Annotated in this window: 16 protein-coding genes; 4 read left to right on the plus strand and 12 right to left on the minus strand. The window is 54.9% G+C overall.

Annotated elements, in window-relative coordinates:
* Positions 1–53: 53 nt before the first annotated feature.
* A complete protein-coding gene (gene gltS, locus HV107_RS10600) occupies positions 54–1256 on the plus strand; it encodes a sodium/glutamate symporter (RefSeq protein WP_182063156.1) in 1203 nt (400 codons plus the stop codon).
* Between the two features lie 2 nt (positions 1257–1258).
* Here gltS and recG read toward each other — a convergent pair whose 3' ends face one another.
* The 5 genes from recG to gmk are packed head-to-tail and all read right to left on the minus strand — an operon-like array spanning position 1259 to position 7125.
* Positions 1259–3340, minus strand: a complete 2082-nt coding sequence (gene recG, locus HV107_RS10605) for an ATP-dependent DNA helicase RecG (protein ID WP_182063157.1) — start codon at positions 3338–3340, stop codon at positions 1259–1261.
* 3 nt (positions 3341–3343) lie between these two features.
* A complete protein-coding gene (trmH, locus tag HV107_RS10610) occupies positions 3344–4033 on the minus strand; it encodes a tRNA (guanosine(18)-2'-O)-methyltransferase TrmH (protein WP_014068336.1) in 690 nt (229 codons plus the stop codon).
* A gap of 4 nt (positions 4034–4037) precedes the next feature.
* Positions 4038–6152: a bifunctional GTP diphosphokinase/guanosine-3',5'-bis pyrophosphate 3'-pyrophosphohydrolase gene (gene spoT / locus HV107_RS10615; RefSeq protein WP_182063158.1), complete on the minus strand. Its 2115-nt coding sequence runs from the start codon at positions 6150–6152 to the stop codon at positions 4038–4040.
* A 19-nt stretch (positions 6153–6171) separates the two neighbouring features.
* A complete protein-coding gene (rpoZ, locus tag HV107_RS10620) occupies positions 6172–6447 on the minus strand; it encodes a DNA-directed RNA polymerase subunit omega (protein ID WP_000135058.1) in 276 nt (91 codons plus the stop codon).
* 54 nt (positions 6448–6501) lie between these two features.
* On the minus strand, positions 6502–7125 hold the full coding sequence (gmk, locus tag HV107_RS10625) for a guanylate kinase (RefSeq protein ID WP_182063159.1): 624 nt from the start codon (positions 7123–7125) through the stop codon (positions 6502–6504).
* Between the two features lie 251 nt (positions 7126–7376).
* Between gmk and ligB the strand changes: the two genes are divergently transcribed.
* Positions 7377–9047, plus strand: coding sequence for an NAD-dependent DNA ligase LigB (gene ligB / locus HV107_RS10630; protein ID WP_182063160.1), 1671 nt, complete (start codon positions 7377–7379; stop codon positions 9045–9047).
* 1 nt (position 9048) lies between these two features.
* On the opposite strand, the gene HV107_RS10635 is transcribed toward ligB, so the two are convergent.
* From HV107_RS10635 to HV107_RS10650, 4 genes are all read right to left on the minus strand, one after another.
* The gene (locus tag HV107_RS10635; RefSeq protein ID WP_014068340.1) at positions 9049–9666 is read right to left on the minus strand and encodes a trimeric intracellular cation channel family protein; all 618 of its coding nucleotides are present in this window, start codon (positions 9664–9666) and stop codon (positions 9049–9051) included.
* Positions 9667–9904: 238 nt separating this feature from the next.
* Positions 9905–10963 carry a bifunctional transcriptional activator/DNA repair enzyme AdaA gene (locus HV107_RS10640; RefSeq protein ID WP_182063161.1) on the minus strand — a complete coding sequence of 353 codons (1059 nt, stop codon included), beginning with the start codon at positions 10961–10963 and terminating at the stop codon, positions 9905–9907.
* A complete protein-coding gene (locus tag HV107_RS10645) occupies positions 10947–11285 on the minus strand; it encodes an isocitrate lyase/phosphoenolpyruvate mutase family protein (protein ID WP_182063162.1) in 339 nt (112 codons plus the stop codon). The genes HV107_RS10640 and HV107_RS10645 overlap by 17 nt, the downstream gene beginning before the upstream one ends.
* A gap of 146 nt (positions 11286–11431) precedes the next feature.
* Positions 11432–12295, minus strand: a complete 864-nt coding sequence (locus tag HV107_RS10650) for a YicC/YloC family endoribonuclease (RefSeq protein WP_182063163.1) — start codon at positions 12293–12295, stop codon at positions 11432–11434.
* 125 nt (positions 12296–12420) lie between these two features.
* On the opposite strand from HV107_RS10650, the gene rph reads away from it, so the two are divergent.
* Together rph and pyrE are read left to right on the plus strand one after the other, a co-directional pair.
* Positions 12421–13137, plus strand: a complete 717-nt coding sequence (gene rph, locus HV107_RS10655; RefSeq protein WP_014068346.1) for a ribonuclease PH — start codon at positions 12421–12423, stop codon at positions 13135–13137.
* A gap of 72 nt (positions 13138–13209) precedes the next feature.
* Positions 13210–13851, plus strand: a complete 642-nt coding sequence (pyrE, locus tag HV107_RS10660) for an orotate phosphoribosyltransferase (RefSeq protein ID WP_182063164.1) — start codon at positions 13210–13212, stop codon at positions 13849–13851.
* A gap of 40 nt (positions 13852–13891) precedes the next feature.
* On the opposite strand, the gene slmA is transcribed toward pyrE, so the two are convergent.
* The 3 genes from slmA to coaBC form a co-directional block, all read right to left on the minus strand.
* Positions 13892–14488, minus strand: a complete 597-nt coding sequence (slmA, locus tag HV107_RS10665) for a nucleoid occlusion factor SlmA (RefSeq protein ID WP_166718145.1) — start codon at positions 14486–14488, stop codon at positions 13892–13894.
* 120 nt (positions 14489–14608) lie between these two features.
* A complete protein-coding gene (dut, locus tag HV107_RS10670) occupies positions 14609–15067 on the minus strand; it encodes a dUTP diphosphatase (protein WP_182063165.1) in 459 nt (152 codons plus the stop codon).
* Positions 15045–16256, minus strand: a complete 1212-nt coding sequence (gene coaBC / locus HV107_RS10675) for a bifunctional phosphopantothenoylcysteine decarboxylase/phosphopantothenate--cysteine ligase CoaBC (RefSeq protein ID WP_182063500.1) — start codon at positions 16254–16256, stop codon at positions 15045–15047. The genes dut and coaBC overlap by 23 nt, the downstream gene beginning before the upstream one ends.
* Positions 16257–16354: the final 98 nt, after the last annotated feature.

Raw genomic sequence — 16354 nt, forward strand, 5'->3', positions numbered from 1 at the left:
CGCCAGGATAACGCCGCGTGTGAGTGGAATACGCGCAGAATAAGGAGCCCTCTATGATTCACCTCGATACGTTGTCGACACTTGTTGCCGCAACGCTGGTCTTACTGCTTGGCCGTAAACTGGTACACAGTGTTTCCCTTCTCAAGAAGTACACCATTCCTGAACCCGTTGCCGGTGGATTACTGGTGGCGCTGGCCCTGCTGGTGCTGAAAAAAAGCATGGGCTGGGAAATTGATTTTGATATGTCCCTGAAAGACCCGCTGATGCTGGCTTTCTTTGCCACCATCGGCCTGAATGCCAACCTGGCGAGCCTGCGCGCGGGCGGTAAAGTGCTCGGCGTATTTTTGATTGTGGTGGTTGGGCTGCTGCTGATGCAAAACGCTATCGGTATCGGCATGGCCACGCTGCTGGGGCTGGATCCGCTGATGGGGCTGCTGGCAGGGTCAATCACGCTGTCTGGTGGACATGGCACCGGTGCCGCGTGGAGCAAGCTGTTCATTGAGCGTTACGGCTTTGAAAACGCAACGGAAGTGGCGATGGCCTGCGCAACCTTCGGCCTGGTGCTGGGCGGGTTGATTGGTGGCCCGGTGGCGCGCTATCTGGTGAAGCACTCCACTACGCCAGACGGCAGACCGGACGATGAACTGGTGCCCACGGCGTTTGAAAAGCCGGATGTCGGGCGCAGTATTACTTCGCTGGTGCTGATTGAAACCATCGCGATGATTGCCATCTGCCTGACCGTGGGCAAAGTGGTTGCGCAATGGCTGGCAGGCTCCGCATTTGAACTGCCGACATTTGTTTGCGTGCTGTTTGTCGGGGTGGTGCTGAGTAACGGTCTGGCCGCAATGGGCTTCTACCGCGTGTTCGAACGTGCCGTTTCGGTGCTGGGTAACGTCTGCCTGTCACTGTTCCTGGCGATGGCGCTGATGAGCCTCAAGCTCTGGGAACTGGCCTCTCTGGCGCTGCCGATGGTCGCTATTCTGGCGGTTCAGGCCCTGTTTATGGCCCTGTATGCCATGTTTGTCACCTGGCGCATGATGGGTAAAAACTACGATGCTGCGGTACTGGCTGCGGGGCATTGCGGGTTTGGTCTGGGTGCGACGCCGACCGCTATTGCCAACATGCAGGCGATCACCGAGCGATTCGGTCCCTCTCATATGGCGTTTCTGGTGGTTCCGATGGTGGGGGCGTTCTTTATTGATATCGTCAACGCGCTGGTGATCAAGCTGTACCTGATGCTGCCAATGTTTGCCTGATATCAGGCGTTGGAATAGCGCTCGGTTTCAGGCATCCAGCGTTCAATAAGCGCGGTTGCCTGATCCGGGTAACGTTCATGAATATGGCGGGCAAGGCGCTGAACTTCGGGGATCATGGCCTGATCGCGCAGCAGATCGGCCACCTTGAATTCGGCGTTCCCCGTCTGGCGTGTGCCCAGCAATTCGCCCGGGCCGCGGATCTCCAGATCTTTTTGCGCAATCACGAAGCCATCGTTGCTGTCGCGTAACACCTGCAAACGCATTTGTGCCGTTTTCGAAAGCGGGGCTTTGTAGAGCAATACGCAGTGGGAAGCCACGGCGCCACGTCCGACACGGCCACGCAGCTGGTGGAGTTGCGCAAGGCCAAGACGTTCCGGGTTTTCAATGATCATCAGGCTGGAGTTAGGAACATCCACGCCCACTTCAATGACCGTGGTGGCAATCAGCAAATGCAAATCACCCTGTTTGAATGACTGCATCACCGCCTGTTTTTCGGCAGGCTTCATGCGCCCGTGAACCAGGCCCACGTTCAGCTCTGGCAGGGCCAGTTTCAGCTCTTCCCACGTTGCCTCTGCCGCCTGCGCTTCAAGCAGCTCGGATTCTTCAATCAGCGTGCAGACCCAGTACGCCTGGCGGCCTTCGTGAGTACAGGCGTTGCGTACGCGGTCGATGATATCGCTGCGGCGCGTGTCCGGGATGGCAACCGTGGTGACCGGCGTACGGCCCGGCGGCAGCTCGTCGATAGTGGAGGTGTCCAGATCGGCGTAGGCGGTCATCGCCAGGGTGCGGGGGATTGGTGTCGCGGTCATGATCAGCTGATGCGGGTGGAAGCCCTGCTGAAGACCCTTTTCCCACAGCGCCAGACGCTGATGCACACCAAAACGATGTTGTTCGTCGATGATCACCAGGGCCAGGCCATTAAACTGCACCTGTTCCTGGAAGATGGCGTGCGTGCCGACAATCATCTGCACTTCGCCGCTGGCAATGGCGTCCTGTTGCGCAAGACGCGCTTTGCCCTTTTGCTTACCGGCAAGCCAGCCGACTTCAACGCCAAGCGGGGCAAACCAGTTGCGGAAGTTGTTTGCGTGTTGCTCAGCCAGGAGTTCAGTGGGTGCCATCAGCGCCACCTGTTTGCCGTGGGCGATCGCACGCAGGGCGGCCAGTGCAGCAACCAGCGTTTTACCGGAACCCACATCACCCTGTACCAGACGCATCATGGGTACATCGAGCGCCATATCACGTTCAATCTCGGCTACCACGCGCGCCTGTGCGCCCGTAGGTTTAAACGGCAGCGATGTCAGCAGCTTATCTTTTAAATCATCATGGGTGCTTAACGGCTGAGCGTGGAAACGCTGCGCGCCTGCACGCAGTGCCAGCATACTCAGGTTATGCGCCAGTAATTCTTCAAGGATAAGCCGCCGCTGTGCCGGATGCTGGCCGCTTTCTAAATCACTGAGCTGTAGCGACGGAGGCGGGCGATGCAGCGTATGCAGCGCTTGCGGCAGGCTCATCATTCCCTGAGCCAGCTCAGGCGGCAGCAGTTCGGCAATGGCGCAGGTATCGAGCAGCTCCAGCGCCTGATCGGTGAGCTTACGTAATGTGGCCTGTTTGATGCCTTCGGTGGTCGGGTAAACCGGGGTCAGCGTTTCCTGTAGTTCCGGCGTGCTGAGATCGCCCTGCACACGGTATTCCGGGTGGATCATCTCCGCGCCGTATTTGCCGCGTTTGGCTTCCCCGTACGCGAGCACACGTCGGCCAGTGGCCAGGCTGTTTTTCATCGCTGCGCTGAAGTTGAAAAAACGCATGGTGAGGATGCCGGTGCCATCGCTAATCTGGCAGGTCATCATCCGGCGGCCGCCGAAAGTGATGTTGCAGTTCAGCACTTCGCCTTCAACCGTGGCGTAAATCGCGGGAAGGAGATCGCCAATTTTATACAGCTGGGTGCGGTCTTCGTAACGCAGGGGGAGGTGGAGCAGGAGATCCTGCACGGTGTGCAGACCAATTTTCGCCAGTTTGCTGCCTTGCGCTGCGCCCACGCCTGTCAGCGTATTAAGCGGAATGGCATCCAGCAGGCGGCCTTTCATGGGTTATCCTGCGTACTGCATGGTGGACCACCACTCAGCATCGGCTTCGATTTCGCCCTGCGCGTTGACGTGGGGGTAAGGTAATTTTTTCTGCTTCGCCACGCGGGCCAGCACCGGATAGCCGCCTTCAAACAGCAGGCGTTGCTGTTCGTCTTCCGGCAACATGCTGTTGCTGCGTTTGTACATACCGGCGTTCTGACGCTGGCGTTGCGCTTCATACAGAATGAGCGCCGAGGCCACAGAGACGTTCAGCGACTGCACCATGCCAATCATCGGGATGATGATGTCCTGATCCGCCAGATCCAGCGCTTCTTGCGAGATCCCGGTTTTTTCCTGACCCATCAGAATGCAGGTCGGGCGGGTGTAATCTATCTCGCGGAAGTCGACGGCTTTATCGGACAGGTTGGTGGCAAGAACCTGCATACCGCGCCCTTTCAGGTGCGATACGGCTTCGCCAATGGTCTGATGGTTTTTCACTGACACCCAGCTGTTGCTGCCTGCCGCTGCGGATACCATGTTGCGCATCCGGGAACCCGGCCAGACGGCGTGCACTTCATGCACGCCAACGGCATCGGCGGTACGGACAATCGCTGAGACGTTATGAGGTTTATGGACCTGCTCCATGCAGACCGTCAGGTCCGGTTGGCGCCTGGCGAGCATCTCGCAGATACGTGCATAACGTTGTGCATTCATAAAACTAGTTTCTGTTTCGGGTGACTTTAATCACGTCCGGCATCACGCGGATTTTGCGCATAATGTTTGCCAGATGCACGCGGTCACGGGCCGTCAGGCGGATAAAGGCGCTGTAAACGCGGCCATCTTTTTCTTCGGTATTCAGACTCTGAATATTTGAAGAGGCCGTGTTAATCGCCGCCGTCAGGTTAGCCAGTGCACCCTGGTGGTTGAACATATCCACCTTAATTTCGGTGATAAATTCCTGTGCAGTCTCTTTATCCCACTCGACCGCCATGAACTTCTCTGGCTCTTTCTGGTAGCCACGGATGTTACGGCAGGATTCGTGATGGATAACCAGGCCTTTGCCCGGGCTGACGTGCGCAATAATCGGATCACCCGGGATCGGTCGGCAGCATTTGGCGAAGGTGATAAGCACTCCGTCTGCACCTTTGATCGGCAGATGACCATGGCCTTGTGTGGTAGATGGCGCAACAGATGCATCACCCTGCTGCAGGTTTTTCGCGACGACCACGCTCATGGCGTTGCCGAGGCCGATTTCTGCCAGCAGGTCATCAAGTGACGCAAGCTTCATGCGCTCCAGCTCGTGCTGGATGTTCTCTTTCGGGATTTCCGCAAGCTTACGGCTGCCACCCAACGCGTGGTTGAGCAGACGACGGCCCAGGCTTACCGAATCATCGCGTTTGAGATTTTTCAACAGCTGGCGGATTTTGGCGCGTGCCTTGGAGCTCACGACAAAGTTCAGCCAGGCCGCATTCGGACGTGCGCCCGGTGCGGTGATAATTTCCACCGTCTGACCGCTTGAGAGCGGCTGAGACAGCGGGTAAGGCTGTCTGTCGACGCGTGCGCCGACACAGGCATGACCGATATCGGTATGTACTGCGTAAGCGAAGTCGACAGGTGTTGCACCAGCAGGCAGTTCGACGATGCGCCCCTCTGGTGTGAAAACGTAAATCTCATCCGGGAAGAGATCGGATTTAACGCTCTCGATAAATTCAAACGAGCTACCGGCGCTCTGTTGCAGTTCCAGCAGGCTTTGCATCCAGCGTTGCGCGCGGATCTGTGCGGTAGTGGTGCTTTCGCCACCGTGCTCTTTATACGCCCAGTGTGCCGCGACACCCATTTCTGCCATCTGGTCCATGTCTTCGGTGCGAATCTGCACTTCAACAGGAACACCATGAGGGCCGATCATCGAGGTATGCAAAGATTGATAGCCGTTCGCTTTTGGAATGGCGATATAGTCTTTGACGCGACCTGGACGCGGTTTGTAGAGGCTGTGCATCTGGCCCAGTACGCGATAGCAAGTATCGGAATCGTGGACGATGACGCGAAACGCGTAGATGTCCATGATCGAGTGAAAACGCTGCTCTTTGAGCACCATTTTGCAGTAGATGGAGTACAGATGTTTTTCGCGACCGCTGACGCGGCACGGAATTCCCGCTTCCTGTAAACGCCCTTCAATTTCAGAGAGGATTTTTTGAATCATCTCTTTACGGTTACCACGTGCGGCTTTCACCACCTCTTTAATCACGCGATAGCGGTTTGGGTACAACGCTTCAAAACCCAGCTCTTCCAGCTCGGTTTTAATGTGATGGATACCTAAACGGTGCGCCAGCGGGCTATAGATTTCGAGGGTTTCACGGGCAATGCGGCGACGTTTGTCCGGGCGAAGTGAGCCCAGCGTGCGCATGTTGTGGGTACGGTCGGCGAGTTTGATGAGTATGACGCGGATATCCTGCACCATCGCCATAATCATCTTGCGGAAGTTTTCGGCTTGCGCCTCTTTCTTGTCGCGGAATTTCAGCTTATCAAGCTTAGACACCCCTTCCACCAGTTCGGCAACGCTTTTGCCAAACAGCTGTTCCATGTCCTGGTAGGTGGCGGGGGTATCTTCGATCACGTCATGCAGCAGTGCGGCCATCAGCGTTTCATAGTCGAGTTTCATCTCGGCCAGAATACAGGCCACCGCTACCGGGTGCGTGATATAGGGTTCACCGCTTGAACGTGTCTGGCCCTCGTGAGCGTCACGTGCAACGAGATACGCCTGCTGGAGACGCTTAATCTGGTCTTCCGGCAGGTAGTGTTGAATCAGTTGATTCAGGCTTTCAAACAGATACAAGGGCGACCCGCAGGTTTAATTAACGACGACCTTCAGCAATGGCGGTTACGGCCTGCAGTTCTGCGGCTTCCTGCTCTTGCTGCTCCTGGCGCTCACGCACGTCGAGGATCTGGTTGTTGATCAGACCTTCTTCGATTTCGCGAAGTGCAATAACGGTGGTTTTATCGTTTTCTTCCGGTACCAGCGGATCTTTGCCGCCTACCTGCATCTGACGAGCGCGACGCGCGGCGACCAGCACCAGGTCAAAACGGTTACCAATTTTCTCTACAGCGTCCTGAACAGTTACGCGTGCCATACTTAAAATGCTCCACAGGTGAAGAAATGACTGGGCATGATACTGAAAGTGGGTTCAGTCTGCCAACAGTTTGGTGATTAATGCGTCATGTCGCTGCTTCTGGCGGCTCATACGCAGACGTTCTGCGCGAAGAATGGTTTTGAGATCGCTCAGCGCGGCATCAAAATCATCATTCACAATAAGGTAATCATATTCCGCGTAATGGCTCATTTCTGCAACTGCCTGTGCCATACGCTTTGCGATCACTTCTTCGCTGTCCTGGCCACGGCCACGCAGGCGGCGATCCAGTTCATCTTTCGATGGCGGTAAAATAAAGATGCTGCGCGAATCAGGCATTTTCTTGCGGATTTGCGCTGCGCCCTGCCAGTCGATATCGAGGAACACATTCACGCCAGTCGCCAGAACCTGCTCAATAGTTTCACGCGACGTGCCGTAGTAGTTACCGAAAACTTCTGCATGTTCAAGAAACGCATCTCTGCCAATCATCGCTCTGAATTCGTCGTGATCTACAAAGAAATAGTGTTCACCGTGCACTTCACCCGGACGCGGTTGGCGTGTGGTGTGAGAAACAGAAACCTGTGTGTCGTACAACGGTTGGGTTTTTAACAGTGCCTGAATAAGGCTGGATTTACCCGCGCCACTAGGGGCAGAAACAATATAAAGCGTGCCTTGAGCCATGAGAGTCTTTTGTATGTGTTAGCGAAGAAGTCCTACATACGGGCTTATTATACACGTCACCGCCCTGTGACGTAGCCTTTGTCACACTTTTTCACCAGGTTTATTGAATTTTGCGTAACGATTTCCGGTTTTACATACGGTTTGCTGCAACGGCAATAAATCCTGGATAACGCCTCGCAGGTTGATGTTTTGACGTTAGTACCCTGACACGTATCGCGTTATACCTCTGATCATTCAATGGAGGGGTAGCGATGTGGCGATGGATAAGCGGGATGATGTTGCTGTGGTGCGGATATGGCGTGGCGGTATGCCCGGTTTGGCCGCCAGCAAAGGCAGACAAAGAAATAGCGACGCTCAGTGCGCAGCTTAAACGCTGGAACGATGCGTACTGGCAACAAGGCAGCAGCCCGGTTAGCGATGAAGTGTACGATCAGCTCACTGCACGGCTAAAACAGTGGCAGCGTTGTTTTGGCAGCGAGCCTGCGGACCTGGCGATCCCCGTGCTTGCGGGGAATATACAGCATCCAGTTTCCCATACTGGGGTGCAAAAAGTGGCGCACAAAGCGGCACTTCGGCAGTGGATGCAGTCGCGCGGCGATCTCTGGGTGCAGCCAAAAGTCGACGGAGTGGCGGTGACGCTGGTCTATCGCAACGGGGTGTTAACCCAGGCGATTAGCCGCGGGGACGGCAACAAGGGGGAAGACTGGACTGAGCAGGTTCGCGCAATACCGTCGGTGCCCGGTCACCTGCAAGGCGCACTGGCGAACAGCGTGTTGCAGGGCGAATTATTCCTTCTGAGCGACAGCCATATCCAGAAGCAGATGGGTGGTATGAATGCCCGGGCGAAGGTCGCGGGTGCACTGATGCGAAAAACGGACAAACTGCAATTAAGCCGCATTGGCGTGTTTGTCTGGGCCTGGCCGGATGGCCCGGCAACCATGCCGCAGCGTCTTGCGGCGTTAACAGAGGCCGGATTCCCCCTTACGGCACGCTATACGCTGCCCGTCCGCTCAGTGGATGAAGTCGAGAAGCAGCGTGCGCAGTGGCTCACTTCCCCGCTCCCGTTTGCCACTGATGGCATTGTCGTTCGTTCTGCGAATGAACCACCGGGTGAGCGCTGGCTACCCGGAGAAGGGCACTGGGTAGTTGCATGGAAATATGCACCGGTTTCGCAGGTTGCGGAGGTAAGGGATATCCGTTTCACCGTAGGAAGAACGGGCAAGATTTCGGTTATTGCCGCGCTGGAGCCTGTGCAACTGGATGACAAACGTGTTCAACGGGTTAATCTGGGCTCTGTTGCTCGCTGGCAGGAACTGGATATTGCGCCAGGGGATCAGATCCTGATAAGCCTTGCCGGGCAGGGCATTCCCCGGATTGATAAGGTCGTCTGGCGGGGCCCGCTTCGACAGAAACCCAATCCGCCACCCTCAAAATTCCATTCGCTGACCTGCTTCTACGCATCCCCGGAATGTATGGAACAGTTTATAGCCCGGCTGACGTGGTTAAGTTCGAAACCGGTGCTGGATATTGAAGGTGTAGGGGAGTCTGCCTGGAGAACGCTTTATCAGACCCACCATTTTGACCATATTTTTTCGTGGCTTTCATTAACCCAGCCAGAGTTGCAGGCGACGCCGGGGTTCTCTGCCGCGCGCGGGTTAGCGGTATGGCACCGGTTTAACCTGACACGCGAACGGTCATTTATTCGTTGGGTTATGGCGATGGGGGCTCCACTGCCTCAGGCGTCACTGAAAGCGGCCACAGGCGTGTCGTGGCAGGAAATGAGTCAGCGGAATAGTTCAGAGTGGCGAGCTTTACCGGGGACGGGAGAAGAAAAAGCGCGGCAAATCGTTAACTGGCTGCACCAGCCCGATGTTGCTGCGCTGGCAAAGTGGCTTTCAGAGCAGCACATCAACGGGTTTTAAGTCAGTGTGCGTTGTGCTTGTAATGAAAAACGGGCAGGCCGAGTTTCAGGCGCAACGCCAGCATCCGGGCGGTAAAGCCAAACAGTAGTGTGGAGATAACCACCACGTCGTGATTAGAAACGTAATGCTGCAACGCAACATAGAGCACTGCTGCGGCAAAGGATATCCCGGCATACAGCTCTTTCTGGAACACTAACGGAATGCGTTTGCAGAACATATCGCGCAACACGCCGCCGAACACCCCCGTGACCACGGCAGCGATAATGGCAATAACCGGGCCTTCACCCATATCCAGCGCGATTTGTGCGCCGATAATAGAAAAGACGATAAGCCCAAGCGCATCCAGTACCAGAAACAGGCGGCGCAAATGAGGCATGACGGGGGCAACAATTGTGGTTAATACTGCGGCCGTTGCCACAATAATCACGTATTCAGGGTTTTTCACCCAGCCGAGCGGGTAATGGCCCAGCAGAATATCGCGCACAGAGCCGCCGCCAAGTGCGGTTGCGGTGGCGATAATAATCACGCCGAAAGTGTCCATGCGGCGACGCCCCGCCGCGAGCGCGCCGGTCATGGCTTCTGCGGTGATCCCGATAAGATAAAGAATGTGAAGCAGCATATAACCTCCGGTGTGAAGGCGTGGAGGTTAGCGATTTGTGCGCAGGATCACGATTGAGATTTTCTAAGGTGAATCATTTTTGATAATTTTTAGTAATGATTGGTTGCCAAATGTTAATAATTTAATTGCCTGTTTTATAAGAATTATATCCCCATTATTAGCCTGATCTTACTGAGTGTTTATTTTATTTTTTACCTATAAAAACTAATCCTTTAAAGTGATGCGCAGTACCAGTTATTCAGGTAAGCACTTTCCTGATTTTAGCTTCGTGGCTAATCAACCATTCTTTACGCGCAATACCCCCGCCGTAGCCGGCCATTGAGCCATCTTTTCCAATAATGCGATGACACGGGATAACAATCGCGACACGATTCGCGCCATTCGCTGAGGCAACAGCACGCACGGCAGTCGGTTTGCCAATCTCCGTCGCAAGGGCCTGATAATGTGCGGTATCACCAAACGAAATGCCCTGTAATCCCTCCCAGACGCTTCGCTGGAACTCGCTGCCGGGTGTATCAAGTGCCACATCGAATGATTGTCGCAGGCCGGCAAAGTATTCCCCAATTTCTTTCTCAGCCTGGCGGGTATGGGTGTTTTCCCCTGCGATGATGTTCGCCCTGAACAGATGTTGCAGATCCCTGAATTCGGTTTCCAGCGCCCGACGGTCGACAAATTCCAGCAGACAAACCCCGCGCTCAGTGGCGCAAACAAACATTGGGCCTAATGGGGTGGTAAAGCGATGAATGAGGATTATCTCTTTGTGTGTACCGGGCGAGGAGCCCGTCAGTTTTTTGCAGGTGTAGCCAAATCCGCTCAGGGATCCGTAACCATTGTCGAACGCGACGTCGGTCGTTGAGCGGCCGGTTTTTAGCTCCTGTAGTGCCACGTTAACCCGCTGCATCCGCTGAAAGGCCTGAAACGTTATCCCGTGGTTTAGCAGGAACCAGCGCCGTACTCGCTCCGGGCTGATGCCGTTCTGACGCAGTTCAGTATCGCTGACGCGTTCTTTGGGTTGTTCGCGCAGAAGCCTTAGCGCGTGTTCAATGAAATCAGGCGCAGAACTGGCGTTCTCTGTTGGGCGACACACCTTGCATGGGCGGAACCCGGCATCCAGAGCGGATTTAAAGTCAGTATAAAATTCAACGTTCTCTCGTTTGGGTTTTCGCGCACGGCATACCGAAATGCAAAACACGCCGGTGGTTTTAACGCCCACGAAAAAAACGCCGGTAAATTCTTCTGCGCGGTTGAGTAACGCCTGATACCAGATATCGCACTGGGTATTATCGGTTATTTTCATGGCCAAAAATGTCCGAGAAAGAGTGGGTTGCCTGAATCTTACAGAGTAAATCTGTGAGCCGCGCTTGCAGGGTAGCATGGATAAAATTACCCATCGAAATGCGCTTTACACCCAGCGTGGCCAGAGTATTGAAATCTGGCAGGGCAGGCATACACATCACGTTTAAGGATACAGTTATTTTGCTGGCAAGGGCGGCAATAGCGGCGCTGGACGTACCCAGTGCGTGATATCCCGACTGTTCGGCGGCGAGAGCACTGCTGGCATCCCAGACGTTGGCGATAAGCAATGGCTGGGGCTGATGGTGAAGCGCGTTGAAGTCCATGATTTTCTCCTGTTGTGATGTGCAGTATGAATGTGCCGCGTCAGGCACAGCTCTCACAACCGAAAATCGGACGAGCATTTTTTCGTGGGCGCAAAATGAAAAAAGCCACTGTTTCCAGTGGCCTTTTCTCACGGTACTGCGGGAGATTATTCGATGTTCTGGATCTGCTCGCGCATCTGCTCAATAAGCACTTTCAGCTCAATGGCAGAATTAGTCACGTCGGAATTGATGGATTTAGACGCCAGGGTGTTCGACTCGCGGTTAAACTCCTGCATCATAAAATCGAGGCGACGACCTACGGCTTCTTTTTTCTTCAGAATGTTGTAGGTTTCTTTCACGTGCGCTTCCAGACGGTCCAGCTCTTCTGCAACGTCCACACGCTGCGCCATCAGCACCAGCTCTTGTTCCAGACGGTTGTTTTCTAACTGAACTTCGGCTTCTTCCAGCTTCGCTACCAGGCGTTCGCGCTGCCATTGCAGCACTTCTGGCATATGGGCACGGACTTTGGTGACTTCGGTGCTGACACCTTCAAGGCGTTGCTCAATCAGGGCTTTCAGCGCCTGGCCTTCGGTTTCACGGGCAACGATAAAGTCATCCAGAGTGCCATCGAGGGCGGCAAGGATTTCCGCAGCGATAGCATCCAGATCCTGTTCACCGGCGGCCATGACGCCAGGCCAGCGCAGAATATCAACCGGATTGATTTCGCCTTCATCGCTTTGCATTTTGACCCAGTTCGCCGCATTGACAAGCTGTTTGGCCAGTTTTTCGTTGAGGATCAGTTCACCCTGTGCGCTGGCATCAGGCTCAAAACGCAGGTTACATTCTACTTTACCGCGCGTCAGGCGAGAGCGGATACGCTCACGCACAACAGGCTCAAGGCTGCGGAACTGCTCCGGCATACGGAAATAAGTTTCCAGGTAGCGCTGGTTTACCGAGCGCATTTCCCAGGTCGCACTGCCCCAGCTGCCCTTGATTTCACGCCGGGCGTAGGCGGTCATACTGCGGATCATAGACATTCCCGTTTTTAAAGGAGAGATGGGGGGATTATAGCTTTCAGGACTTTGTCAGGATAGGAATAAGCGCGTTTAATCCGTATAATGCGCAGCCACATTCGTTTCAAGCCGGAGAATTCATCATGCGTCCAGCAGGTCGTAGCGCCAATCAGGTACGCCCCGTCACCCTGACCCGTAACTATACAAAACACGCTGAAGGCTCCGTGCTGGTTGAATTTGGTGATACCAAAGTTCTGTGCACCGCGTCCATCGAAGAAGGTGTACCGCGTTTCCTGAAAGGTCAGGGCCAGGGCTGGATCACCGCCGAATACGGCATGTTGCCGCGTTCGACCCATACCCGTAACGCGCGCGAAGCGGCGAAGGGCAAGCAGGGCGGCCGTACCATGGAAATTCAGCGTCTGATCGCACGTGCGCTGCGCGCCGCTGTTGATCTGAAAACGCTGGGCGAGTTCACCATCACCCTGGACTGCGATGTTATCCAGGCCGACGGCGGTACGCGTACGGCATCCATCACCGGCGCCTGTGTTGCTCTGGCTGATGCCCTGAATAATCTGGTTGCTGCGGGCAAACTGAAAACCAACCCACTGAAAGGGATGGTTGCCGCAGTTTCTGTGGGTATCGTGAATGGCGAAGCGCTCTGCGACCTGGAATATGTTGAAGATTCCGCCGCAGAAACCGATATGAACGTGGTAATGACCGAAGATGGTCGAATTATTGAAGTGCAGGGCACGGCAGAAGGCGAGCCGTTCACTCACGAAGAGCTTCTTACCTTGCTGGCTTTGGCCCGAGGGGGAATTGAATCCATTGTAACGACGCAGAAGGCGGCGTTAGAAAATTGATTTTAAAGGCGACTGATGAGTCGCCTTTTTTTTGTCCGTAGAAAAGCAAAAAGTCATTTGAGGAGTAAGCCCATGAAACCGTATCAGCGCCAGTTTATTGAGTTTGCGCTTAACAAGCAGGTACTTAAGTTTGGCGAATTTACGCTGAAATCCGGGCGTAAAAGCCCCTATTTCTTCAATGCCGGGCTGTTTAATACCGGGCGTGATCTGGCCCTGTTAGGCCGTTTCTACGCAGAAGCGCTGGTGGATTCAGGGATTGATTTCGACCTGCTGTTTGGCCCGGCTTACAAAGGCATTCCGATTGCGACGACTACCGCTGTTGCGCTTGCGGAACACCACGACCGCGATGTGCCGTACTGTTTTAACCGTAAAGAGGCCAAAACCCACGGTGAAGGCGGTAACCTGGTAGGCAGTACGTTGCAAGGCCGCGTGATGCTGGTGGACGATGTGATCACTGCCGGTACGGCGATCCGCGAATCAATGGAAATCATCCAGGCTAACGGCGCAACGCTTGCGGGCGTGCTGATCTCTCTGGATCGTCAGGAGCGTGGACGCGGCGAAATTTCGGCGATTCAGGAAGTGGAGCGTGATTACGGCTGCAAAGTGACGTCAATCATCACCCTGAAAGACCTGATTGCGTATCTGGAAGAGAAACCAGAGATGGCGGACCACCTGGCATCGGTGCGTGCGTACCGGGAAGCGTTCGGCGTATAAATATATAGCCCGGTGGCGCAACGCTCACCGGGCCTGGATCCTACTGTAATTGTGCTGCCACTAACGGCCAGCGGGCGTCAAAATCGTCCGTTGGACAGTATTTGAATTCGCTACGCACAAAGCGGGAGAGCATACCCTCGCAAAACGCCAGGATCTGGCTTGCCAGCAGTGTTTCGTCAGTCACATACCCTTCGCCTTCACGCATTTTCTTCTCACGCAGTACCTGGCGCAGCTGCGCTTCGATGCGTTCAAAGAGCTGGTTAATGCGACCCTGGAGTCTGTCCTGTTCAAACATCAGCGCGTGGCCGGTCAGAATGCGGGTTAAGCCTGGGTTACGTTCACCAAAACCCAGAATCAACAGCACGATCAGACGCAGGCGTGCGGTGGTGTCTTTCTCATCTTTCAGAATCAGGTTGATGCGTGTGATCAGGCTGTCTTCGATAAACTCGATCAGGCTGTCAAACATCCGGGTTTTGCTGGGAAAATGACGGTATAGCGCTGCTTCTGACACGCCAACAGAGGCGGCCAGTTTTGCAGTGGTGATGCGTTGACTGCCATCGCTGGATTCAAGCATCAGAGCCAGAGATTGAAGTATTTCTTCGCGACGATTCCTTTTCGCAGTTTGTTTTTCTGCCATGTTACAAAATACCCCTGAAAATAATCACTTGCCAGGCTGGCATCCACGCAGCGACCGCAAACTGGCGTTTGCGGTTTTTTATTGCATTATGGCGCTGTGGGACGCGTATTTATTGGGCGATTATTTCCGCCCGGAATGGCCGAAGCCGCCTTCGCCGCGGTCGGTGGTGTCAAAGTCTTCCACCAGGTTAAATTCTGCCTGCACCACCGGTACAAATACCATCTGCGCGATGCGTTCGCCCGGTTCAATGGTGAAGCTGTCCTGACCGCGGTTCCAGACGGAAACCATCAGTTGACCCTGATAGTCAGAGTCGATCAGACCGACCAGGTTACCCAGCACGATACCGTGCTTATGACCCAGGCCAGAGCGAGGCAGGATCACCGCTGCCAGCGACGGGTCAGCAATGTGAATCGCCAGCCCGGTCGGGAGCAGGGTGGTTGCACCCGGCGCCAGCTCTACGGCGTCATCGAGACAGGCACGCAGGTCAAGACCGGCAGAGCCGGAGGTGGCATAGGTTGGCAGCGGGAATTGCTGACCAACACGCGGGTCCAGAATCTTAACGTCGATTTTTTTCATCATAACGGGTAACGATCTCGTCCAGTAATTGTTGGCCCAGGAGTTCCTTGCGCTCAAGCGGTAAGACTTTATCTCCATCCTGCCAGAAAAGGTGCAGTGCGTTGCTGTCGCTGTTAAATCCTTGAGTGGCCAGCGATACGTCGTTCGCGCAAATCAAATCGAGGTTTTTGCGGGTACGTTTTTGCCGGGCATATTCTTCCACATTATTCGTTTCTGCGGCAAACCCAACAACGTAAGGGCGATGATTTTTCAGCGCGGCAACCCCGGCAACGATATCCGGGTTTTTCACCATTTTTATCGTTAATTCATCGCCTTGCTTTTTAATCTTCGCATCAGCAATGGTCTCTGCGCGGTAATCAGCCACCGCCGCACAGCCGATAAAAATCTGCTGGTTGTGCGCGTGAGCTTGCACGACAGCTTCCATTTCCAGCGCCGTTGTTACATCAATACGCTGTACAAAAGGTGGCGTCGGCAGTGACACCGGGCCACTCACCAGCGTGACGTTTGCCCCTCGTTTTGCCGCGGCCTGAGCAATGGCAAAGCCCATCTTACCGGAGCTGTGATTGGTGATATAGCGCACCGGGTCCAGTGGCTCGCGCGTTGGGCCCGCGGTAATCATGATGTTGAGATGTTGCAGATCGTTGACAGGCGCAAAATGGGCTGCGGCCATATCCACAATCGTCAACGGGTCGAGCATTCGCCCAGGGCCGATATCGCCACAGGCCTGGCTGCCGCTGTCTGGCCCCCAAATCAGCAAACCACGCGCGGCCAGGGTCTCCAGATTATGCTGGGTGGCGGCATTACGGTACATCTGCTGGTTCATGGCGGGAACCACTGCAACAGACGCAGGCGTTGCCAGGCAAATTGTCGATACCAGGTCGTTTGCCATGCCTGCTGCAACGCGCGCAATTAAGTCGGCTGTTGCAGGGGCAAGAATAACCAGGTCTGCCCATTTGCCCAGCTCAATATGGCCCATAGCGGCTTCGGCAGCCAGGTCCAGCAGGCTGTCTGATACCGGGTATCCTGAAACGGCCTGAAGGCTCAGGGGAGTGATAAAGGCTTTACCGCCTTCAGTTATCGCGACCCGCACATCGGCCCCGCGCTCGCGCAAGCGGCGTACCAGCTCCGGCGCTTTATAGGCAGCAATACCGCCGCTCACGCCAAGAACGATTTTTTTACCGGCCAGGCTCATCATGATTCTTTCCTGTTGGGTTTCACCAGAGAGCAGGCATTTTATCACAATCCCAAAAGTGGGGTGCTTTTGTCCTTCGGTCACTTTGCGAGGCGATA

The sequence above is a fragment of the Enterobacter sp. RHBSTW-00175 genome (assembly GCF_013927005.1).
Lineage (GTDB): Bacteria > Pseudomonadota > Gammaproteobacteria > Enterobacterales > Enterobacteriaceae > Enterobacter.